The sequence below is a fragment of the Methylocystis sp. Uni0008 genome (assembly GCF_056838045.1).
This window is the reverse complement of sequence record NZ_CM166370.1, coordinates 1,949,600-1,970,661: the sequence shown is the minus strand read 5'-3', so window position 1 is coordinate 1,970,661 and position 21,062 is coordinate 1,949,600. Positions and strand designations below refer to the sequence as shown.

General features: G+C 60.1%; 24 protein-coding genes and 4 pseudogenes. 10 read left to right on the top strand and 18 right to left on the bottom strand.

Features of this window, described 5'->3' with window-relative positions:
* Positions 1–65: 65 nt before the first annotated feature.
* The 4 genes and pseudogenes from tnpB to AC0X69_RS09800 form a co-directional block, all read right to left on the bottom strand.
* Positions 66–413, bottom strand: coding sequence for an IS66 family insertion sequence element accessory protein TnpB (tnpB, locus tag AC0X69_RS09815; RefSeq protein WP_482607326.1), 348 nt, complete (start codon positions 411–413; stop codon positions 66–68).
* Positions 410–781 carry an IS66-like element accessory protein TnpA gene (gene tnpA, locus AC0X69_RS09810; RefSeq protein WP_256035853.1) on the bottom strand — a complete coding sequence of 124 codons (372 nt, stop codon included), beginning with the start codon at positions 779–781 and terminating at the stop codon, positions 410–412. The genes tnpB and tnpA overlap by 4 nt, the downstream gene beginning before the upstream one ends.
* A gap of 208 nt (positions 782–989) precedes the next feature.
* Positions 990–1,130, bottom strand: a pseudogene (locus tag AC0X69_RS09805) (transposase domain-containing protein); the annotation flags it as partial.
* 299 nt (positions 1,131–1,429) lie between these two features.
* Positions 1,430–1,597: a hypothetical protein gene (locus tag AC0X69_RS09800; protein WP_482613252.1), complete on the bottom strand. Its 168-nt coding sequence runs from the start codon at positions 1,595–1,597 to the stop codon at positions 1,430–1,432.
* 82 nt (positions 1,598–1,679) lie between these two features.
* Between AC0X69_RS09800 and AC0X69_RS09795 the strand changes: the two genes are divergently transcribed.
* Complete coding sequence (locus AC0X69_RS09795; RefSeq protein ID WP_482613251.1) at positions 1,680–2,063, top strand: hypothetical protein; 384 nt, start codon at positions 1,680–1,682, stop codon at positions 2,061–2,063.
* Between the two features lie 274 nt (positions 2,064–2,337).
* Here AC0X69_RS09795 and AC0X69_RS09790 read toward each other — a convergent pair whose 3' ends face one another.
* Positions 2,338–2,811, bottom strand: a complete 474-nt coding sequence (locus AC0X69_RS09790) for an HU family DNA-binding protein (protein WP_482613250.1) — start codon at positions 2,809–2,811, stop codon at positions 2,338–2,340.
* Positions 2,812–3,264: 453 nt separating this feature from the next.
* Between AC0X69_RS09790 and AC0X69_RS09785 the strand changes: the two genes are divergently transcribed.
* A complete protein-coding gene (locus AC0X69_RS09785) occupies positions 3,265–3,534 on the top strand; it encodes an FYDLN acid domain-containing protein (RefSeq protein ID WP_482613249.1) in 270 nt (89 codons plus the stop codon).
* Between the two features lie 658 nt (positions 3,535–4,192).
* On the opposite strand, the gene AC0X69_RS09780 is transcribed toward AC0X69_RS09785, so the two are convergent.
* The 3 genes from AC0X69_RS09780 to AC0X69_RS09770 all read right to left on the bottom strand — a co-directional run bounded on the left by AC0X69_RS09780 (position 4,193) and on the right by AC0X69_RS09770 (position 5,279).
* Positions 4,193–4,585 carry a hypothetical protein gene (locus tag AC0X69_RS09780; protein ID WP_482613248.1) on the bottom strand — a complete coding sequence of 131 codons (393 nt, stop codon included), beginning with the start codon at positions 4,583–4,585 and terminating at the stop codon, positions 4,193–4,195.
* 260 nt (positions 4,586–4,845) lie between these two features.
* Positions 4,846–5,016 carry a universal stress protein gene (locus AC0X69_RS09775; protein ID WP_482613247.1) on the bottom strand — a complete coding sequence of 57 codons (171 nt, stop codon included), beginning with the start codon at positions 5,014–5,016 and terminating at the stop codon, positions 4,846–4,848.
* Positions 5,017–5,057: 41 nt separating this feature from the next.
* The gene (locus tag AC0X69_RS09770) at positions 5,058–5,279 is read right to left on the bottom strand and encodes a universal stress protein (RefSeq protein ID WP_482613246.1); all 222 of its coding nucleotides are present in this window, start codon (positions 5,277–5,279) and stop codon (positions 5,058–5,060) included.
* Positions 5,280–5,545: 266 nt separating this feature from the next.
* Here AC0X69_RS09770 and AC0X69_RS09765 point away from each other — a divergent pair, with 266 nt between their 5' ends.
* The 3 genes from AC0X69_RS09765 (at position 5,546) to smbP (ending at position 7,895) form a co-directional block, all read left to right on the top strand.
* A complete protein-coding gene (locus AC0X69_RS09765; protein WP_482613245.1) occupies positions 5,546–5,929 on the top strand; it encodes a PRC-barrel domain-containing protein in 384 nt (127 codons plus the stop codon).
* A gap of 740 nt (positions 5,930–6,669) precedes the next feature.
* Positions 6,670–6,828: a hypothetical protein gene (locus tag AC0X69_RS09760; RefSeq protein WP_482613244.1), complete on the top strand. Its 159-nt coding sequence runs from the start codon at positions 6,670–6,672 to the stop codon at positions 6,826–6,828.
* Between the two features lie 668 nt (positions 6,829–7,496).
* On the top strand, positions 7,497–7,895 hold the full coding sequence (smbP, locus tag AC0X69_RS09755; protein WP_482613243.1) for a small metal-binding protein SmbP: 399 nt from the start codon (positions 7,497–7,499) through the stop codon (positions 7,893–7,895).
* A 169-nt stretch (positions 7,896–8,064) separates the two neighbouring features.
* On the opposite strand, the gene AC0X69_RS09750 is transcribed toward smbP, so the two are convergent.
* The 3 genes from AC0X69_RS09750 to AC0X69_RS09740 form a co-directional block, all read right to left on the bottom strand.
* A complete protein-coding gene (locus tag AC0X69_RS09750; RefSeq protein ID WP_482613242.1) occupies positions 8,065–8,295 on the bottom strand; it encodes a hypothetical protein in 231 nt (76 codons plus the stop codon).
* Between the two features lie 928 nt (positions 8,296–9,223).
* Complete coding sequence (locus AC0X69_RS09745) at positions 9,224–10,009, bottom strand: YdcF family protein (RefSeq protein ID WP_482613241.1); 786 nt, start codon at positions 10,007–10,009, stop codon at positions 9,224–9,226.
* 85 nt (positions 10,010–10,094) lie between these two features.
* On the bottom strand, positions 10,095–11,027 hold the full coding sequence (locus tag AC0X69_RS09740; RefSeq protein WP_482613240.1) for a penicillin acylase family protein: 933 nt from the start codon (positions 11,025–11,027) through the stop codon (positions 10,095–10,097).
* Positions 11,028–11,119: 92 nt separating this feature from the next.
* On the opposite strand from AC0X69_RS09740, the pseudogene AC0X69_RS09735 reads away from it, so the two are divergent.
* Positions 11,120–11,800: pseudogene (locus tag AC0X69_RS09735) on the top strand (IS256 family transposase); the annotation flags it as partial.
* Between the two features lie 128 nt (positions 11,801–11,928).
* On the opposite strand, the gene AC0X69_RS09730 reads toward AC0X69_RS09735, so the two are convergent.
* Complete coding sequence (locus AC0X69_RS09730; RefSeq protein WP_482608161.1) at positions 11,929–13,014, bottom strand: transposase; 1,086 nt, start codon at positions 13,012–13,014, stop codon at positions 11,929–11,931.
* Positions 13,015–13,082: 68 nt separating this feature from the next.
* Between AC0X69_RS09730 and AC0X69_RS09725 the strand changes: the two are divergent.
* Positions 13,083–13,625, top strand: a pseudogene (locus AC0X69_RS09725) (transposase); the annotation flags it as partial.
* Here AC0X69_RS09725 and AC0X69_RS09720 read toward each other — a convergent pair.
* Both AC0X69_RS09720 and AC0X69_RS09715 read right to left on the bottom strand, forming a co-directional pair.
* On the bottom strand, positions 13,626–14,807 hold the full coding sequence (locus tag AC0X69_RS09720) for a penicillin acylase family protein (protein WP_482613239.1): 1,182 nt from the start codon (positions 14,805–14,807) through the stop codon (positions 13,626–13,628).
* Between the two features lie 14 nt (positions 14,808–14,821).
* Positions 14,822–15,409, bottom strand: coding sequence for a 3'-5' exonuclease (locus tag AC0X69_RS09715; RefSeq protein ID WP_482613238.1), 588 nt, complete (start codon positions 15,407–15,409; stop codon positions 14,822–14,824).
* A 303-nt stretch (positions 15,410–15,712) separates the two neighbouring features.
* On the opposite strand from AC0X69_RS09715, the gene AC0X69_RS09710 reads away from it, so the two are divergent.
* From AC0X69_RS09710 to AC0X69_RS09700, 3 genes are read left to right on the top strand one after another with little or no spacing between them, the layout of a single operon-like run.
* Positions 15,713–16,420: a UPF0149 family protein gene (locus AC0X69_RS09710; RefSeq protein WP_482613237.1), complete on the top strand. Its 708-nt coding sequence runs from the start codon at positions 15,713–15,715 to the stop codon at positions 16,418–16,420.
* 22 nt (positions 16,421–16,442) lie between these two features.
* Positions 16,443–16,736: a hypothetical protein gene (locus AC0X69_RS09705; RefSeq protein WP_482613236.1), complete on the top strand. Its 294-nt coding sequence runs from the start codon at positions 16,443–16,445 to the stop codon at positions 16,734–16,736.
* A complete protein-coding gene (locus AC0X69_RS09700) occupies positions 16,733–17,776 on the top strand; it encodes a restriction endonuclease (RefSeq protein ID WP_482613235.1) in 1,044 nt (347 codons plus the stop codon). Before AC0X69_RS09705 ends, AC0X69_RS09700 begins: the two co-directional genes overlap by 4 nt.
* On the opposite strand, the gene AC0X69_RS09695 is transcribed toward AC0X69_RS09700, so the two are convergent.
* The 4 genes and pseudogenes from AC0X69_RS09695 to istA form a co-directional block, all read right to left on the bottom strand.
* Entirely contained in the window at positions 17,726–18,154 is a 429-nt protein-coding gene (locus AC0X69_RS09695) for an IS66 family transposase zinc-finger binding domain-containing protein (protein ID WP_482613234.1), read from the bottom strand. The two genes, AC0X69_RS09700 and AC0X69_RS09695, sit on opposite strands and share 51 nt — an antisense overlap.
* A 104-nt stretch (positions 18,155–18,258) precedes the next feature.
* Positions 18,259–18,803: pseudogene (locus tag AC0X69_RS09690) on the bottom strand (transposase); the annotation flags it as partial.
* A 104-nt stretch (positions 18,804–18,907) separates the two neighbouring features.
* Positions 18,908–19,774 carry an IS21-like element helper ATPase IstB gene (gene istB / locus AC0X69_RS09685; protein ID WP_482607322.1) on the bottom strand — a complete coding sequence of 289 codons (867 nt, stop codon included), beginning with the start codon at positions 19,772–19,774 and terminating at the stop codon, positions 18,908–18,910.
* Complete coding sequence (gene istA / locus AC0X69_RS09680; protein ID WP_482609828.1) at positions 19,771–21,036, bottom strand: IS21 family transposase; 1,266 nt, start codon at positions 21,034–21,036, stop codon at positions 19,771–19,773. The genes istB and istA overlap by 4 nt, the downstream gene beginning before the upstream one ends.
* Between the last annotated feature and the right edge of the window lie 26 nt (positions 21,037–21,062).

The following is a 21,062-nucleotide window of genomic DNA, read 5'->3' as shown; positions in this document are numbered from 1 at the left end:
GAAGTGAATCACAAAACGCGTGATTTGTGGCGCCCCAAAATGCAGTCACCCCAGCTTTTTGCGCCTCACCCCGCGCTTTGCGGCCTGAAGGTGAGTTGCGGATTTCGCCAGTCGATCCCTTCCAGCATATAGGCCATCTGCCCGGCCGAGATCGACACCGCGCCCGCGCTCGCCGCAGGCCAGATGAACTTTCCCCGGTCGAGACGCTTGGCGTAGAGCGACAGGCCGATCCCGTCGTGCCAGAGGATTTTGGCGAGATCGCCACGGCGTCCTCGGAAGATATAGAGATCGCCAGCATGCGGATCGCGCTTCAGCTGCTCCTGAACCTGAAGCGCCAAGCCCTGCATGCCGCGGCGCATGTCCGTGTGGCCCGTCGCGATCCAGACCCGGCAGCCCGCCGGCAGCGGGATCATCGGCGCAGCGCCTTCACGACCCGCGACAGCGCGGCTGTCTCGACATCGGCCCACACAATGATCCGATCCCCCTCGGCGAGCACGATCTCCATCTGGCCGGTCGACCCTGGAGCGGAATATTCCGACGTCGCGTCCGGCGTGATCGTTACGGGCAGGATCGGTGCGCGTTCCTGCGGCGTGGCCAGCTCGACGCCAAACTGCCGACGCCAGGTGAAGAGCTGGTTCGTGTTGAGGTCGTGCCGTCGCGCAACCTCGGCGATCGAAGCTCCATCCTCGAGGCTCTCGTCGACGATCCGGCGCTTCTCATCGAGAGACCAGGACCGGCGCCTGCGCCGGAGAGCCGGCGAATCGGCATCGTTGCGCGACATCGGCGATAGTGTCCGCTTGTAACAGTAGTGGACACGATCGTCGCGCCACCCGTCACGCAGCTATCTCAAAAACCGCAATCAACGCCAGGCGGCCCCCCGCGGAGGCATACTTTGAAGCGGTGGAAGGGCTTGCAATCTTTTGCGACAAGGCATTGCATAGCTTTGGCGCAAAGCTTTGAAAACGATTGGTGGGTGTTGGGTTAGGTGATCAGGTCGTCGGCGCCGGCGGTGCGGATTTGAAGGCCCAGGGCATCAGCTCGTCGATGCGCGATTGCGGATGACCGTTGGCGATGGCCTCGAGAGTCGCCTTCATCCATGCGTAGGGCTCGACGCGATTCAGCTTTGCCGTGGCGGCGGCGATGCCCGCGCCCATTATCCCGAGCGCTGCAGCGGCGAACATCGCCCCGGCTGGATCGTAGCGATAACCGTAGCCTCGGCGGTAATAGCGACGGCTGGGGCTATCCCTATGGTGGGTGGGGGTGGGGCTATCCCTATGGCGGCTGGGGGTGTTGATAAAAGCGCTGTCAAAACATTTTTCGGTTTGAGAAGACGCTCATGAGTTCGGGGCGCCTCTCAATAGATGGGGCACTTTGAAAACAAAAGGCGCCGTATATCAACGGCGCCTTTTGTTTCTAACTGTCGGATTTCCTACTTGATCATCTTCACCGTGCGGCCGACTTCCGGTGCGCCTTGCTCGCCTTGCGGCGCTACCCAATCCGGGACCCAGGTGAGCGCGACGACCACAAACGCGGCGAAAGCGACCACCCACATGATGATCTTGCCGAGTTCCGCCCCGCTATGCACTGCAATCGCCATATCAGAACCTCCTCGATGCTGATCGGCCGCACCGCAATCGGCGCTCTGCGCCTTTTTTGCTGCGGCGGGCGAGGACCAACACATGGGGCGGGTTCAGGTTGGAAACAAGAACCAAAGCCAGAAGAAATTAAGCGAAACCATTGCGTTAGCCGAGGAAGCGATGACACCCCCGCCCTACGCTCTGCCGCTGCGGATCCCTGAGATGGTGCACAAGCTTTCGATGGCCGCGTTCCTGGCCGTGGTCTTAATTCTTCCCGGAACGGCCTTCGGCCAGACGTGCATCTACCGCCATAGTGATGCCGGGAGGTGTCGTGATGGCACTGGGACAGTCGAGTTTCACCGGATGGCCGTCCATATTGGCGCTACCAGAACGGCCGCTGACGGCATCGCGTTCAACGGGGCCGTTGGTAGGCGCGAGTGCTCTATTAGCGTCGACGAAAGGTATGGCGAACATGGCCAAATTTGATGCGGCCTCAATCATTCCCCTGCTTTTCTGGATTGTGTTCGTTGCGCTCGGCGTGGTGACGCATTTGGCTGGAGAGAAGCGCGTCGCTGATCGAGCTTACCCTGCAAGAGAAACAGCCGGCGAAGCGAACGCCACGACTAGATGACGAGCTTAGCGCTGTGGACGTGACGATAGCTTTAAATTAGGTCGCGCGGGGCTTCACGTCATATTCGCTCAGCGCTCGCCTGGACGCGTCCACATTTCGGGAGCGCGTCCATAGAGTGAAGAGGCGCGCTTAAATCAGCTTGTGCCTGCGGTCGGCGCGGTCGGCTTCGATTGCCCCGCGCATGCTAGCCGCGCTCTTGGTAGCGGCGATCTCGGATTGACGCGCGCCGCGTGAGTCCTCGTCCTCGATGCGCTCTTTGGCGAGTTGCTCCGCCGCCATGACGCCGTTGATTCTTGCCTGCAGTATCTTAGACGACTTGAAAACGACGACTAGCCTTGCTGAAACCGTGGCGTTCACGCCTGTTTTCGGATTGCGTCCGGGCCTCTCCTTTTTCGCACGCACCGAGAATGCGTAAAACGAAGAGAGCTTGACATCATCGCGCGCTACTAGGCGGTCGGAAATCTCGTCGAGCACCATGTCCACGTATTTCGCGGACTCAGCTTGCGACGTTCCGACTTTTTGATGAATTGCGTTTGCAAGGTCGGAGCGAGTCAAAGCGCGCTTAGAGCATTGATCGCCGAAACGGGGTCCATCAATCACCATCCAAATCACAATGCCCCAATGGATCGAAGCCAGACCGGCTCCCCTGTTGAAATTTCCAAACGGAATGCGTCTGAGCAGAGTTCATTTTCTGCTTACGTGAAGCTGCTCGCCAAGTTCGTAATTCTACTTAGTGTCCGTCCTGACATGCTCATCTCGTTCCAGAGTAGTTAGTTCTGGGCCTGCCGCGCTTGCTTGGGCACGCTCCAGAGCTAATTGGCTGTCGTGGCGACCTTTGTAACCTTCTTGCCGCGGTCTTCTGCCTTTATTCTGGCCAGGGACGCTCAAATCGTAAATGACGGGGCTTCCGCTTCCATTGCTAACGCCAGGTTGCTGATAGGCGGAACGGCGAACATGCCGTCGCGGGGTGGTCGAAATCCGATCCCTCGCCGACGCGCAATACACATCGCCGCACCGACAGTCTGTCGGGCTCGAACCTCGAAGGGATAGATCCTCATGGCCAAAGCCGAACTCGGCGAGAAGCGCCGTTACCAGTCTTGCGCGGCTCTCTTTTACGATCTCAATCGCGTGCCAATTGTCTGCCCCAAATGCGCCGCCGCCTTTCAGGTGATCGAGATCGTGCGTTCGCCGCCAAAGCGCGCGCCGTTTCCTCGGGCCGGTTTTGTGCGGCCGGCGCCCGTCTCGCCGGCGATCGCTGACGGCGTGTCATCGACGGACCATGCGCAAGAGGGTGAAAAGGAAGACGGCGAGGCTCCCGCGGTCTGAACCGTCGTCGTCTCCGCAGCAACCTCCATTGACGTTCGGCGCCAGCGCCGAGACAGTCGCCGAGAAATTGTGACATACGCCTTCGGTTGCTCGGCGCGGGTCGCGCGACGTGCATCTAATGCCGAATTGGCCGCGGCATCGTGCGAGCGCGGTCAATTCGGCCGCCGGCCCGCCCCGCTTGCCATTGAGGGATTAACGCATATGTAGCCGACGCCCTGTTGATCGGCAGGCATGTTCTGTCTGACTTGCCCGCGGCGTCATGGTCGCGGGCCTTTTTTCAGGCCGCTCGTGCGACGACGTGCCTAATTGAATTTCGCTGGGCTTGTGCAAAATTCGCGCATGATACGAGCGCCCATCGCGAATGCCTTGATCGCATCCGTCGTCTTCGCCGAAATTTTGGGCGGTATGATGCTGTTGCTTCAGCTTCAGCGCTGAGGCTTCCTAATCGACGCTTCGATTGGTCTCGGCCACACAAGCGAAGACGCCGACGCGTCGCCGAGCGAACGACGTGCTTCGCAAGACGGCATCGGCCCCAATCGCGGTTCCCAAAAACGCGCGTTCCGCAGTTCCGATCAAGTCGCCAACTTGGCGACATGCTCGGATCGCTTCACCGCCGACACAGCCGCGAAGACAGGACAGTCGGAGCGTGCCCCCGCGTTCATTGACCAGGCAAGGAAGCGCGAATGATTAGCTTCGCGCCTTGGCATTCAGCATAACCCAGCAGGCCCTTTTTCTGAGTTCCTGTGCCGGCGGGCGCATGGCCGCTCCACACGCAGCCCTTTTTCCCGTCGGACCGATCGTTCATTGTGACCGTATAAACGCCATCTGCGATCGAGCCTTCGAACTTATAGGTTAATTCACTGCCGTTGTTCGCCTGCATCGCCGCGGCGCCGCTGAGCTGGTTTCCTTCGATGTTAACGGTCCAATTCCCCTGTGAACCTCTGACTCCCCCCAAGTTTTCCTCCGTCACGAGCCATGTTTCACTCCCGGCCAAAGTTGGGCCGCCGAGCGCCAGGACCGCCGCCATAGTAGCGAGTGTGACCTTAAGCATGGTTTCCCCCTTTTGATGCGCCACTCATGACGCTAAGGCGCTCTGGGCGTTTCCGGTTAGGATTGGCGACGCGGACCGCCTGGCTCGCTTGCCATTGAGCGTGCGACATATATCTAGCGGACTCCTTTCAATCGCCAGGAGTCAGGTCCTTGCCCGCTGCCTGCCGAAGCCGCGCGGGCTCTTCGCGTGCGACACACGAAAAAGCCCGGCCATTGCTGACCGGGCGACATGGGCCGGCTGAGCCGGTCGAGACGAAGTCGCTACTGCCGCACGACGAGCACTGAGCATTTTGCGTGGTGAACGATGGCGCCGGCGTTGGAGCCAATGAGAAACCGATCCATTCCTGGCCGGTGAGAGCCTACGACGACGACTTCGGCGCCCCACTCCTCAGCCTCCGCCAGAACCTTTTGATAGACGGGACCGAACAGCACAACGGTCGAGATTCGGCCGGTCGGGAGATCGATGCTAGCCGCTAGGACCGCGATCTCCTTCTCAAGGCCTTGCCGGATATCCTTGTCGAAATTTCCTTTGACGCTTTGACGTAGTCGAGGAAGGCGATGGGAATAAGCGTCTGCACGTTGACCAGCCTGAGTTCGCTATTGAAAGCGCTGGCGAGCGCCGCTGCTTTGTCGATCGCCTGCTTGGTCATCTCAGATTCAGTGAGATCGATCGCGACAAGAATCTTTTTGAACATCGTCGCCTCCCTGGCTGACCCTTTTAGGAAGTAAGATGCGAAGCTCTAGTGCCGAGGCAACGGTCTCTTACGCACATCTTTGCGAGCATCGTGCTCTCCGCCGTTCGAAGGCGGCGGTCCAGGAACATTGCACAGGGTCCTGCGTTTACGGTGTGAATGGCGCCGCTGGCTTTTGCCTGGTGCGACGCGTCCGATCCATCTCAAAGAGCGTGAGAGGGAGTGTTGCTGGAAGGCGACGGGCGGCGTCCTACGCAGAGGAGAGCGCAATGGCGACTGCAACCTCAAATCCGAAAATCAACCTGATATCGAGCCAGCACATCGATGGCGCGGCCGTTTACGACAAGAGTGGCAAGGAAATCGGCAAGATCGACCATTTCATGATTGATATGGAATCGGGCCGAGTTCTTTATGCGGTCGTCGAATTTTGTGGCTTCATGTGCCTGCATCCCGGTCATCATCCATTGCCCTGGACATCGCTGAAATACGACAGAGACTGTCGTGGCTACTTCACGGATGTCACTCAGGACTTGGTTGAGAGCGCGCCAGACTACACCGAAGAAAGTTGGTTGGATCGCGAGTGGGAGACGCGCGTGCACCAGCATTATGCTGCTCGGCCCTATTGGCAGGAAGGGGCAGCCGCGACAAGGTGAGAGAAGAGAGTGCTCAATAAGCCTCAGTTAAGGCGTTGACGCATCTGGAAGCAGCAGAAGTAGCCAAGCCCGCAACAAAAACGCCCCGCCGTTACATCCACGGTCGGGCGTTCGCGACGGCGACGCCCGAAGCGTGGTCGAGGGGAAATCCGAGCATGCGGCGATACTTCGCTGCCCGTCGGCGATCGCGGCTACACGCTTTGCGGCCGGACGCAAGCGCGGGCCCGGCAGGCCGGCTCGATCGCTCCCGCGCGCTATCATCGCGTCGCCATCTGCGCTGGGCCCGCACCCTGGCGCGGCTAGGGTGACGAGAGGCATCCAACTCTCGTCGCCCGACCCGCGCACCACGCGAGGCAGCGCGCTCAGCTGGCAGAGGCGTCGACGGCCTTCCCGTTTTCTCGGTTCGGGCGCCGCACAGGACCGCTGCCTAAAGGTTCAGAACCTCGGTCCCAAGTATTTTCCGAACCAGCAAATAGGGGCCGGCGCACACACCGCTTATCCGCTGCGCCAGAGCGCATAGGCGAAGGTGATCACAAAAACCACGAAGAGCGCGACGCTCGGCCAATCGTAGCGCTCGCGAAGCGGCAATTTACGCCACTCACGTTCAGCGTCACGATCCCGGTTATCCTGCCCGCGCCAGCCCATGAACGATATTAGGCGAGTTTCTGGAGCCGCGGAAGCGATGCCACCCCCGCCCTCCGCCCCGCCGCTGCGGATCCGCAAGGCCGCCGAATCCTTCGTTGTCGAAGATGAGAACGGCGGCGCTCGCCTATGTCTATTTCGAGGAAGATCCGAGCCGACGCGGGCTCGTCAATCGGCTCTCTGGCGTCGACGCGAGCAGTGGCGCAGACGATAGCGCGGGCTTTGTCGGAGGTCTCCAGCACGTGAATTTTTCATGAAGTTGCAGAACGATTGTTCCGGGCTGGTAGCGCCCAAGGGGCGCAGCGTCAACGGAGTCGCCCATGCAACGCATTGTTTCCAGCTTTAGAATCTTCGCTGCATCGGCTGCGGTTCGCGTCCTTGGAGAGTTGCCGACGCGTGTTATCAGGCGCGTAAGGACTGCGCCCGAGGCATTTGTCGACGCGATAGAGCGCCTTGCGAAGTATTAGGAGGCGCACTTTGAGGAGCGGAAAACGCCAGCCGATCCATCCCTGGTCGGGGCGTTTCACGTGCACCTCTCCCGCACGAAAAGCCCGGCCATTTCTGACCGGGCTGAGGAACCAAGGAATTGCCGGCACACGCGGTGCCGGCGCATGCTTGTGAGATAGGGGCAAGCGCCCGGGACCGCAAGCTGCATTCCGCATGAAAAAGCCCGGTCGTCGCCGGCCGGGCTGGAAGTTAAGCCTAAAAGCGCCGACCCGGATGGCCCAACGCACGCCAAGTGTAGGCGCGTGAAGCCATCGAAGCAACCACCCGGGGGGCTTGTGCGATTGCTCCCGCGCGCTATCTCTGTCCGCCATCTGCGCCCGGGCCGCACCCTGGCGCGGCTAGGGCGACGAGAGGGGCATACATCTCTCGTCGCCCGATCTAGACGACAGGCTCATCCAATTCATGCGCCAGTCATCAAATGTCGTGGAATATCTCTCCCCGTTCCAGCGAGGAACGCTTACAGGAGGACATTTTGATGAACCGGAGAATTTTCGCACTCGCGTTGGGTTTGGGCGTTGCAGCATTCATCATCGCGCCCCGTGTCGCACTCGCAGAGGATCATTTGGCCGAGGCGATCAGCCATACCAAGGAAGCGATCGACCACGGCAAACAAGGTCATGCAGATGTGTTGGTGACGCATGCCGAAGCCGCGCTCAAACACGCTGAAGCGGCGGACAAAGCGAAGAAGAATGAGCACACCAAGGAAGGAATTACGCATCTGAAGGCGTCAATTACGGAAGGCAAGAAAAAGGACGCCAAAGCCGCGACCGGACACGCCGAAGAGGCGTTGACCCATCTCGAAGCGGCTAAGAAATAATCCAAACAACAAAAACGCCCCGCCGTTACATCCACGGTCGGGGCGTATGGCGTTGGGAGCGAATTCCGGCGCTCGGCGTCATGTCCGGGCGCGAGCCGCGCGTCAACAGACCCGATGTCGGCGATGACGATCCTACGCTGATTGCCGAGATTTTTGAGACCCGCGATTTTTAGGCGGAAAGTGCCTTGTGCCCCTCTTCGGAAGTCCAAGCCTCAATCAAGTTCGGCCCGTCGTAAAGTTCCACGCGGTGGCTGTCGGCTAAACCTCTATAGCGCGCGACGGCTCCGCCGAAGGAACTCCATGCCTGACTCGCACCGTGGTCTCGCAGTGTTCCGACTTGTTTGTCCTTTTTCCAGATGACGATGTTGTATCGAGGCTCGCTTGATCGATCGCCGTTCATTGTCGCGCTCCTAAATTCGAATCGCGTGAGACAATGCTCTCACGTTCGATGAGTCAGGATGATGGCGGCTTTGAGAACTTTCTGGCAGCCGAACTGCGCCCCGACGGTATCGCAAGCGCTAAGCCGCCAATGTAGGACAGCCGGCTTAGCTTGTTTGGTCGACGCGCCGCATCAACCCGACTTTCGGAGATATCGCCGATAGAAAAGGCCCCGCCGATGACGACGAGGCCTACGCCAAGTGAAATTGATGTTGTTCAACGTGACAATATTTGCTCTATCTGCGCCTTGGGTCAATCGGGCGCGTCCAAATTCCTTCAAAATTTTACGAACTTAGACGGGCTCGGTGTCATAATCGGTTCGCCGATGTCGGCCTCCAGAGCGCCGGCAATCTCGAGCAAGCAGTTTGAAGCGCTATGAAGCTTCTCCAGCAGGCCAACCTATCTTGCTGACAGGTCGTTGTGTTCAACTGGCGAAAGCGTTGTCCGCTTCGCGCCATAAGCCGCAGCCCGGCTGATTGTCACGGAGGACGGGAGCGGAAAGGGCCTCGACTCAAGAGCGATCCAAGAGCTGGCTGAGCGGCTCTTTGTGCGGTGAGCCAAAGCTCCGCAGTGCCGCGCGCGGATTCAATGCGGACGACGATCATTGGGGTTACCAATGCGTTTTGGCCGGAACGAGCGCGAAGCTAAACGTCCGCTTCGCGGCGCGTAGCCAAAGTGAGGTCAGGACATCGCTTACAAAAGAGGCGTCGCGGAGAGGAAAAAAAATTGAGTTTTTAGGCGCGGTCTCGCTACGCGGCTTCTCAGTCATTAGACGCCGGTTTGATCAGTCTAGCATTGTGCGTGCGTCAGCGCCCGGTGAGTCGGTAAACCAACAATCCGACATACTCCTTCACCGCAACATTCAACAACTCGAGGTTGCGTCCCAAATCTCACCCGATGTCGTCAGTAAACCGGCCGGAACGAAAATCTACGGGGAATGGAATAATGTGCCGCCAACCGGCAAGCTTGAAACTCCGCAGCGCTCGAGGCATGTGAAATGCGCTGGTCACCAAAACCCAGTTCTCATAGGGGCTTGGGCTGACCAACTCAAAGCTCAATTTGGCGTTTTCCGCAGTATTGCGCGATGCGCGCTCAAGAATGAGACGTTTGGGGTCAAGACCTTGCTCTTCGAATAATTGTTCGGCGATTTTAGCTTCTGATTGGTCAGCCTTGCCAAGGTCGCGCAGGCCGCCGCTACCGCCAGTGAAAAGAACGCGCGCATGCGGAAAGCGTCTTGCTAGTGCGAGCGCCGCCATATAGCGCTCTCCGGCTTCGTTCAGCAGCGGCTGACCCCAGAGAGCTGACTTACGCGCGTCTTCCGCGCCGCCGAGCACGATGATCCCTTCGACAAGAAAAAGCTGCGGATTGGGCGTGAAGCGCCCTTCCAGGGGCCGAAGCAGAAGCTCACCCAGTGGGAAAACCGCCATCACGACCGTAAAAGCGAAGGTCAGCATAACAGTGATCCGGGCCGACCTATGGCGTCCTCGAGAAAGTGCGAACCAAGTGAGCGCCAGACCAAAAACGATCCATGTTTCCGGCTCGATGATTGGCCAGATCAGCTTTGAGGCTATGAAGAATGCCGAGTCCCTTGTTCTCGCCAAAATTTCCGCAAGCAAAAAGTCCACTCCTCCGCCGAAAATGGATTGGATCTGCCAGGCATCTACGACCCCGACCAACGTAATTCCTTAGGGAAGAAGTCGGCGGTTTTGAAGGGACTTTCGGATGTTGAAACGACTCTTCGTTTGGCCCACTACATGGCCTTCAGCCTGGCCAAAACCTGAGCAGCCATTTCTTCTCGCCAGGTAAGAAGGGAGTCGGGCGGCCATTCACCCAGTCGTCATGTCCGAAATTATAGTATGGCGACAGCGGGTGCCCACTCTGGCCGGTCGGCATGTGAAAAACGCCTTTGTCCTCGTGTCCCGGCGCCACGACGAAGCGCTCCGCAGCGCCAAAGCCCGGACCAGAAACGCGGGGCTGATAGATGTCGCCCGCCAAAGGCTCGTCAGGCGGGTCGAGCAAGAGTCCGAGCGCGGGGACGGCCGAGGCCAAAGCATGCTTGATCGCAGTGTGGCTGAACGCCCCCCAGGTGAATGCTTGCAGTTTGCCACCGGCCTCGCTCTCGATCTCCAAGAGCAGTTTGGCGAGAGCCGCATCAATGACTTCGTCCCAGGTGGCGAAACCAGGCGGGACGAGGTGTCCAGGCCGTTCGCTGATTAGTCGCCAGGACGGTTCGTCGGCTTGAGGCGTCGCAAAGCGGCGCGCATGAGATCCCGCCTGCGGCGTTGCGATGACTGGCGTCGCCGCCGTGTAGCTGTCGTAGATCGACGCGATCAATTGATGCCGGAAGCTGCGCACGAGGCGATAGCCGATGGAATCGGGTGTCGCGCGGCCGCCCCAATTTTCGACCTGGAAAACGAGACCAGCATAGCGAGACTGATCCATCCGACTGCGCAACGACTGCAGCATGAGGTCCCGCCAACGCTCTAAAACCAATCCGCGATCGTCGAGCGCAATCGCGAGGAGGTCCCGCTCCTCGAAGCGCGGCTTCGCGAAAAGACCGTCTCTGATCTGCTTTGTGCGGGCGCCATGCGCATATCCACCGAACCCGAGCTTTTGCAGCGCCTCTCCTCGGTCGTGTCCCCAGTGATGGTGTAGCTGGGTGGGAGCAAGCCGTTCGCGACGCGCGCTTTTCATAGCGCCGTAGCGAGCGAGCGGCTTGCGGTGGTCATCGACGATTCGCCGGTAGGATCGGGTTGCGAGACTCTAACGCAACCGAGGAACCGCCGATGACCGATGAGATGATGAACCTGCGCGCGCTTGTGGAAAAGGCGCCCGACGCGGATATTTTGCGCGAGATGATCGGCTTCGCCGCCGAGCGGCTGATGGAGATCGAGATCGGCGCGCTGACCGGGGCCGCCTATGGCGAAAAGAGCGCCGAGCGCCTCACCCAGCGCAACGGCTATCGTGAGCGGACCTGGGAGACGCGCGCCGGCGCCGTGGAACTGCGTATCCCCAAACTGCGCAAGGGCAGTTACTTTCCCGGCTTTCTGGAGCCGCGCCGGATGGCCGAGAAGGCGCTGACCGCCGTCATTCAGGAAGCCTACATCCAGGGCGTTTCGACGCGCTCGGTCGACGATCTCGTCAAGGCCATGGGCATGAGCGGCGTCTCCAAGAGTCAGGTGAGCCGGCTGTGCGAGGAGATTGACGAGCGGGTGACGGCCTTCCTCGAGCGGCCGATCGAAGGCGACTGGCCATACCTCTGGATCGACGCGACCTATGTGAAAGCGCGCCAGAACGGCCGCGTCGTCTCGCTGGCGACGATCATCGCGGTGGGCGTCAACGCCGACGGCAGGCGCGAAGTGCTCGGCATGGATATCGGCCTCTCGGAGGCCGAGACCTTCTGGACCGAGTTCCTGCGCAAGCTGCGTCGCCGGGGACTGCGCGGCGTCAAGCTGGGCACCTCCAATAACCTGGCTTTTCGTGACTGGGTGTTGGGCGTGAGGCGGCTCGAGGCCATCCTTCCGGGGAGAATCGGTTCATGGGCTTCGAAAGCGGCGTCGCCCGGTGAGCGGCGCCGTCTTTGCCGCTAATTTTGCTACGCAGGCGCCCCTCTCTCGCGCAGCCAGACGAAGCGGCGCATGTTGTAGGCGAGATTGGCGAGCCCGATCTTGAGCCGCGCCCGCGCCAGGCCGATTGTTCGCACGAACAGGCCCATCAGCCCTTTCTGATGCGCGAACACATGTTCGACGGCGCTGCGCACTTTCGACTTCTGCGCATTGGCGATGCGCGTTCGCTCCGGCATCGGCTTGCCCTTGGGCTTCTTGCGATGAATGCGCGAGACGAAGCCGCGCCGCGACAGCATCGCTTCATTCTTCGCCGAGCGATACGCCGTGTCCGCATAGACCTCGCTCGCCGTGTTGGTTTTGTCGAGCACATCCTCCAGCCGCGCGCCGTCATGCGCGGCAGCGTGCGTCGCCGTCCATTTGCGGATCAGCCCATGCGCCCGGTCGATCGACACATGGTTCTTGTATCCGAATGCGGGGATGGCGAGATCGACCGGCGGAACAGAGCCGTCCTCCTCCCGCACTTTGGCTTTCGTATATTTGACCGTCCAACGCGCATCGCGATCTTTCTGTGCGAGCTTCGCCGGCTTGTCCTTCCAGCCCTCTGGAATGCGGCCGTCCTTGATCGCCTGCTTCTCGCCGTTCGTATTGCGCTGCTTGGGCGCGGCGACAATCGTGGCGTCGACGATCTGGCCCGACATCGCGAGAAAGCCGGCCTCGCGCAGCGCTGCGTCGAACTGCTCGAACAAGCGGTCGGCCGCATTTGCCTTCTTCAGCGCCTCGCGGAACGTCCAGATCGTATTGGCGTCGGGAACCGCGTCGGCCAAACCCAATCCGAGAAAGCGCATGAACGACAGGCGGTCCTTGATCAGATATTCGCAGCGCTCGTCCGACAGAGAATGCATTGCTTGCAGGATCAGCACCTTGAACATGAATACATGATCAAATGGCGGACGCCCGCCCTTGGAGCGGTCGGCCCGCGGGACTGCCGCCTCCAGCGCCGCCCGGAACATCTCGAAATCGACAAGCGCCTTCACGCGCTCCAGATCGTCGCCCTTCGCCGACAGCTCAGCCAGCCGTTCGTCGACATCAAAAAATCCGGGCGTTCCCTTCGCCATGGCCGCGATCCCCTTGCGACATGACCAAGTGAATCAACTCAACGCCGATTTGGCCAGAGGTTTTTGGAGGCGTCCAGCTTGTCGTCTCCGACGCGCATGAAGGGCTGAAGGCCGCGGTCGCCAAGGTTCTGCAATCGACCTGGCAGCGCTGTCGCGTCCACTTCATGCGCAATGCGCTCGCTCATGCCGGCAAGAGCGGCCGGCGCGTCGTCTCCGCCTTCATCGCCACCGCCTTCGCACAGGAAGACGCCGAGTCTGCGAAAGGCCAATGGCGCAAGGTCGCCGACCAGTTGCGGCCAAAGCTGCCGAAACTTGCGGCCTTCATGGACGACGCCGAGGCGCACGTGCTCGCCTATATGAGCTTCCCCGCCGCCCATCGTGCCAAGCTGCACAGCACGAACCCGATCGAACGGCTGAACGGCGAGATCAAGCGACGCACCGAGGTCGTCGGCATCTTCCCCAACGAAGCCGCCATCACCCGCCTCGTCGGCGCGATCCTGCTGGAACAGAATGACGAATGGGCCGTCCAGCGCAGCCGCTACATGACGCTGGAAACAATCGCGCCCTTGAGCGATGATCCCATCGTCGGGCTGCCTGCCGTGGCCGCCTGATCAACCCGGCCCAGACCGGCAAGCGTGATGACTGCGATCAGTTACACCACGCGCAGGGACACGATCCTCTCCTCCGACAACGCGCGCATTGGCGGTCCAAATCCGCCGGTTTTCGGGATTGAAAAGAGTTGGCGTTTCCTGCGGCGTAAGAAAGCCATTCCAACCCTTATCGCCACCCGCCCATGATGCAGGCGTGCGTCCGTCATGTCCGAAGCGGCGCGGTATGGCGCTCGTCACTGTCCAGCCGACGTTTCCGTCGGCGTCGCCCACCACGATATTTTGATGCGGTATGCCCATCCGATGCGCGATGTCGAGCGCTTCGCGCGCGCTTCGTGCGCGCTCTAATTCAAGAGAGCCTTGAAGATTGATGGCGATCGGATCATGGGCGACCCAGCGATAGGCGAGCTTGCGCCCCTTGGAATCCGACCCAATCACGGGCCCCCAAACGCTTTCCTCAACCATCAAGCTTTCGCTATTGGCGCAGGTGGCGCACAGCAGCTCTTCGATGCGATCCAGCTCCTTAGGGCCGTCCTGCGTTCGATAGCGATTTGTGTCTCCACCCGCCGGTTCGAGAACAACGACATCGCTTGTGTCCACCATGCTGTTTGTGAATCCCCATGCCACACGGCCATTGCTGCCGGCGACGACGGTCGGTGCGCCCGGCAGGGTCACGCCAGTGATGTCAAGCCACGGATCTTCCACCTTCAGCCGCGCCCTGAACCAGACGTTGGGTTCGCGCAGGCCCAGATGCATGTCGTTTTCGACGATCGCCGCGCCCCGCAGTCGCATCGCCGCTTCTGGCGTCTGTTGGCTTCGATCCAATACGCAAGCGACTTCGTCGATAGACATGACGTGCTCGATGGGAATGCAGCTCTCAATCGCGTCCAAAATTCGGTGGTGATATTCGACATAGAGTTTCGGCCGGGATTGGACCACGATCAACTCCGGGCACATCTTCCTGGCTTCGCCGATATTGGTTCCGGTCTTCACGCCATACGCCTTCGCCTCGTAACTGGCGGCGATCGCGCAGGTCGTATTCGATAGAAGGGGAGCGACTGCTATTGGCTTACCCCGCAGGTCCGGGTTTTCCTGCTGCTCACAGGACGCAAAATAGCTATTGAGGTCCGCGACCAGCCAACGCAGACGGGGCATATTGTTGGTCGAGGCTTTGAGCAGGCCCATACTTTGCCGCCCCCTCATGTCCTGGCGAATGCCTTGCCAGTCGTTCTTGCCGCCGAAATCTGTCTGTCCTCGCAACGACTCGCGGCGATCATGATCCTCGCGCAAGCCATCGCGTCGGATAAGGCTTCATGGTGATTGAGCTCAATCTCAAGTCTCTCACAGACGTTCGAAAGCTTCGTCGGATAAATGCCCCATGTCCGTCGAGCAACTTGTACGGTGCACTGAAATGGCTGTGATGGCATAGGAATCCCATAGGTTGCGCAACACGCTTGCAGGACCTTTTTGTCGAAGGCGGCATTGTGCGCAGCGAGAAATGTGGCCCCGCAAAGAAGCGATTCGACCTTTGACCAAATCTCTCCAAAATCGGCTTCCTTGGCCACGTCCTGCCAAGTCAGGCCATGGATATAGGTGAAGACAAATTCTTTCGTCGGCGGCTTGATCAAATGCACCGCTTTATCGACGATCATGCCGTCAACCACTTTCACGACGCCAAGGGCGCAGGCGCTGTTGGGTAGATAATTTGCGGTTTCGAAATCAATCGCTACGAAATTCATTGCCGTTCTCGGCCGCACGCTGAGAGCCATCTTGGATGGCGAAACCATTTCCTTGTTTCCTTTGCCGCAGCAAAGACCGTCAACCAGTCGCCTTGATGACGCTTTTCCTTGCATAGGCCCGAAGCGCAACGAGAAATTTTTCGCGGCTTTGTCCCATGGCGGTTCTCTTATTTCGGGGTTGGCTCAGGTAAACCTTTTGCTATCCTCGCAGAGCTCGGAAAAATCACAGCCTAGCTCTGGCGCCGGGTGACGTTTTACCTGGGCCGTAGGCTGTTCTAATCCCCCGGCGTCACCGCGGCAATGATCTGAGGCTTTCCCCTGAGCTCAGACACGGTCGTTTAGTGAGGAAAAATGCCCCAGGTGGATCTCAATCGAGAGCTATCCGATCAGGATTATGATGCGCTTGCCGCGATTCTCTCGCGCGTTATTGGCGGCAGGGTTCCAAATCTGGAGGCGCTCGACGGCTTTCTGACAGCCCTCGTCATTTGCCCTGAGCTCGTTCGGCCCAGCGAATTCGTCCCCTTCATTCTCTCCGGAAAGACCGAGGATGACGACCTTGTCTTCGAATCTGTTGAAGAGGCTGAAGGATTTTATGGCCTCTTGATGCGCTATTGGAATCAGATCAATCGCGCGTTTCACGAAGACGATGTTTATATGCCATATCTGCTTGAAGATGTGGAAGGCGTTGCACACGGAAACGAGTGGGCGAAGGGCTTTCTCGAAGGCACGCGTTTTCGCTATGACGCCTGGCAGGAAATCATCCATGATGAGGAGCGGAGCGGTCCATTCGTTCCAATCTGGGCGCTTGCTTACGAGAACGCCGAGGATCCGTCGCTTCGACCCTATAAGGAACCGCTATCAGTGGAAAAGCGGCAACAGCTGCTCGTGGCGATGATCGCGGGGGTAAAACATCTGTACGACATATTTCGACAGGATGCCGCGACTAGCCGTGCTCCGCATGCGCGCCCCTCTTCCCAAAAAGTTGGTCGCAATGACCATTGCCCCTGTGGCTCAGGAAAGAAATTCAAGAAATGCTGTGGCCAGATTACGTTTCATTGAACCCCAAAGCTATGGAGAGAGCATGATGGCTGACGACGCGAACCGGCCGCTCAACACATGGTGTGTTGGGGAAGAGGAAATTCGAATTCCGGATAAATCACTACAGGCTGCCGTGGAGTGGGCAGTCGTTTTTGAAAGACGGTTAAAAGAGAAGACTGTGGAATCAAATTCCCTGCTTGAGGAGTTGCGTGTCGCTCGTATTACCGCCGCCGTAACCGGCCAAATTTACGTAGAGGCATGGCACAAGCGCGGCGACATTGACCACAAGTTGGATCGGGGCGAAGAACTGATGCCACTATGGGAGGCCCGAGCATGAAGCGTCTCTGGCTCGTGCGGCTTGGTAAGCACGGTGAACAAGAAGCACATGCTCTTGATACAGGTGAGCTTGTCCTCGGTTTTCGTGTTGGGGACCTTATAACAGCCAAGGATCGTGAGGCCGTCCTGAAGCTTGTCGAGCAGGCGATGCCTGACGAGAAACACAAGACGCAGCTCAATTTCGCTGCACAGCTCAATCAGTTTAGCAACACGATCCAGACCGAAGACCTCGCTGTTGTCCCTTTAAAAACCTCGGGGAAAATCGCAATCGGTGAGATCGCCGGACCGTGTAAAATGACGGCGGAAGGATACCCCATGCGCCCTGTCCGCTGGCTCAAACCGGACTTGTCGCGGGATGATTTCCGGCAAGACCTTCTTTACAGCTTTGGCGCCTTCATGACTGTATGCGAGATTAGCCGTAATGATGCGCTTCAACGTGTTGCTGCGATCCTCAAGACGGGTCGCGATCCCGGATGGGAGAGCCGTGTTTCGGTAACCCCACGCCCGCTCGCATCAACTGACACCCCGAGTGGCGAAGACGTGGAGGTCGATCTTGAGGAGATCGCACGCGACCAAATCGAGCGGCGCATTGCTAGTGCCTTCGCTGGCCACGACTTCACGCGACTGGTTGGCGAAATCCTGAAAGCGCAAGGGCATGTTGTAAACATCTCACCCCCGGGTCCCGACCAAAGTGTTGACATTACCGCGGGTCGCGGAGGCCTTGGTTTCGAACCGCCCCGGCTTGTCGTTCAGGTCAAGTCTGGTGACTTCGTTGCGGACCAACCGACGCTTCAGGCGCTGATTGGCGCAGTTCACGACACCAGTGCCGATCAGGGTTTGCTCGTTTGCTGGGGTGGGTTTAAGCGGACCGTTGAGCAGCGTCGTAACGAGCTTTTCTTCCGCATCCGTCTTTGGGGACGGACCGAGATACTCGCGGCGCTTTTCGAGGTCTACGACCGACTGCCGGAACAGCTTCGCGCTGAATTACCACTACGTCGAACCTGGATGCTCGTTCCAAAAGATGAAGAGGTGGGCGCGTAATGGTACGCCCGCGCCGCAATGCGCGCAGCGGCAGGCTAAGCGTCGGTGGCGGACGACATAAGGCTTGACCGGCGGGATCTCGATCTCATCATATTCGCCAATCAATTCCATGTCGGCGTTCGGCGACACAGACCCGCCGCATAGGTCGCAACGAGTTGGTCTGTGGTCGCGGAACTCATCGGGATTGTCGGCCAGCCGACGATTGTGCGGCTCATGTCCAAGCTTCGCCCCGCCAGGACGGGAGTTCTCGCGTTTCTCTTTCTTGTCAGTCGAGGGAGGCTTCGACGAATTGCGCGACGTCTTATCCGGTCGTTGAAGCTGGATCACCAGCTCAATCAACTCGTCCTTGCTCAGGCGCTGCAAATCAGTGCGATCCATGCGCGCATGGATTCAGAGATCGGAGTCCGTGGCAAGGAGGACGCGCAAACCAGGAGCCGCGCCCTCGATCGGCACCCTAAAAAAGGGGGTGGGTAATTGCTGTTGTCGAGACCTTCCAAGATCGAAGCTGAAACGCCCTTCCAATCGCGTTCGAGACGGCGCGCGAGATTACGAATGAGCTTTTCGGCTTTGTCGGCGTCGTCCAGTTCCCAGGCTTGCCGCAAGACGCGCTTCACCGGCGCGCCTTGTGAATCTGGCAACGCTGGATCGCCGCATCGCGTCCGAAGGTCCGCCGGTTGGACAGTGCTTTCGAGCCGTCGATGATGAAGATCCGCGGCGCGCTGGGATCGAGCCCACGCTCGACGAGATTGTCGATGAGCGCCTTCACGGTCGTCGCGTTTTCCGTCGCGCCCTCGACGAGGCCGAGCGGGTGTTTGTCGCGGTTCGCGTCGACGCGGATCGCCGCGACGAGGATCAGGTCCTCGTCCATGTGAATGCCGTCGATCTGGATCGCCAGCAGATCGAGATCATCGAGCCTGCTTTCCATCCACGCCTTCATGCGCGAAGCCGACAGCGCGACGAAACGGCGGGACGTCGCCGACTTCGACAGCCCGGCCCCCTCGGGCGACGGAACGTCTCCTTGAGGCAGGCAGGCGAACCAAGACCTTCGGGAGTGTTGCCATGCCTGTAAATGCCGATGTTAATTTCCCCAGAAGCGCCGGAGTAAAATTCCCCAGTTGGCGGGCGTGGCGATCAGCCGAGGTCTTGATCGGCGCCTCCGTTTTTTGGCGGGCGTCCGCGACGACGCAGGGTCGGCGGGATTGGCGCGGGTTGGATGCTGGCTTTCGTCCGAACATGTTCGGGCAAGAGGTCGGCGTGCTCGCGCAGGCGATAGCTCGAGCCTTCGATCTGGAAGACGACGGCGTGATGCAGGAGACGGTCGAGGAGCGCCGTGGCGACGACTGGATCGCCAAAGATCTCGCCCCATTCCGCGAAGCCGCGGTTCGAGGTGAGGATCATGGCGCCCCTTTCATAGCGGGCGTTGACGAGCTGGAAGAACAGATTGCCGCCGCCGGGCGTAACCGGCAGATAGCCGATCTCGTCGACGATCAGCAGCGAGAAGCGGCAGAAGTAACGGATCTTCTCCCGCAGCGCCCCTTCGCGTTCGGCCTTGGCCAATGTTGTGATGATGTCGGCGAGGCAGGCGAAGTAGACGCTGCGGCCGGCTTTAACCGCCTCGACGCCGAGCGCCAGGCTGAGATGGGTTTTGCCTGTGCCGGGCGGTCCGATGAGATGAACCGCTTCGGCGCGATCGATGAACTGCAATTCGGCGAGCGCCATGACGCGGCTCTTGTCGAGCGACGGCTGGAAGGCGAAGTCGAAGCCGGCGAGCGTCTTGACGGCGGACAGGCGCGCCATCTGGAGCGCCATCCGGACGCGGCGGTTCTCGCGTAGCGTCAGTTCTTCGGTGAGCAGAATGTCGAGCGCGTCGAGCGCCGTAGTCTCGCCACGCTCGATGCCGCGCAGGGTGATGTCGAGGATTTCGAGGGCGCGCGGCATTCTCAGGCCGACGAGATTGCGTTTGACGCGGTCGATGACGGCGGAGGGCGTTGCATTCATCGTGAGCCTCCCTGCATCGCCAGCCGGCGCCCCACCGCGTCATAGAAGGCCAGCGGGCGTCTCGCGGCGTGATCGCCGGCGCGCAGCATGAGGGACGGCAATGCGTCGGGCGGCCGGCGACGATACGCTTGCAACGGCATTCTGCGATGCGCCGGATCGAGACGTTTTTCGCCGCGGCCTTCGAGCGGCGCATGGGCGGCGATCAATTCGCCGTCCTCGAAGATGCGGATGGCGTCGGCGAAGACATGGACATCAAGGACGCGTCGCCGGGTCGTGTCCGGGACGCTGTAGAGATTGCCGCCGACGCTGACCATGCCTTCATGCGACGCGCGCCGCTCGAGCCGAAGCACCGCCTGATAGGGCGTCGACGGCACCGGCTTGAGCGACGCCTTCTCTTCGGCGAAAGCCTCATCGACGACGCGCCTGGTCGTGGCGTGGACCCTCGGATTGGCGATCGTATCGAGCCAGATTCGGAGCTGGGCGTTCAGGTCATCAAGATTGCGGAAGGCGCCGCCGAGGAAAAAGTCTTCCCGGATGTAGCGGAAGGGCCGCTCAACCTTGCCCTTCGTTTTGGCGCGGTAGGGTTTGCAGGCGCGCGGCTGAAAGCCGTAATGGCGCGCCAGATCCAGTAGCGCGCGATTGTAGACAACGAGGCCATCCGGGTCTTCCCCGATAACGGCCGTCTTCATGCGATCGTAGAGGATCTCGCGCGGGACGCCGCCGAGCGCCTCGAAGGCGGCCATATGGCAGCGTAGGACGCTTTGCATATCCTGGTGCAGGACGAAGCGCGCCCAGATGAAGCGGGAATGCCCCAGGACCATGGAAAAGAGCCAGACGATCCGCTTGACGCCGAGCTCGTCGAGGAACTCGACATCGAAGCGGGCGAAGTCGACCTGAGCCTGTTCGCCAGGCGGCGTCTCGAAGCGCACCTCGAAGCCTTTCGAGCGCGGCGGCCGAAGTTCGCGCAGGAAGTCGGTGACCGCAGTGTAGCCGCCGGCATATCCGCGATCCTTGATCTCTCGCCATAGCCGGCGGCCGCTCAGCGCCGGATAGGCGACGAGGCGCTCCCGCAGATAGGCCTCGAAAGTTGCGATCGCGCGTTCGCGCGGCGGCCGCGCCTTGTAGCTGGGCGCCGTCAGCCCCGCGGCGATGTGCTTGCGGACGGTCTTCCGGTCGATTCCGAGCTGGCGCGCGATCGCGGACACAGAGACGCCCTGACGATGTAATTCCAGGATCATGACAATTTCCCCGAGTTTGATCACCGAGCCCTCCCTTCCGCCAAGGGGAG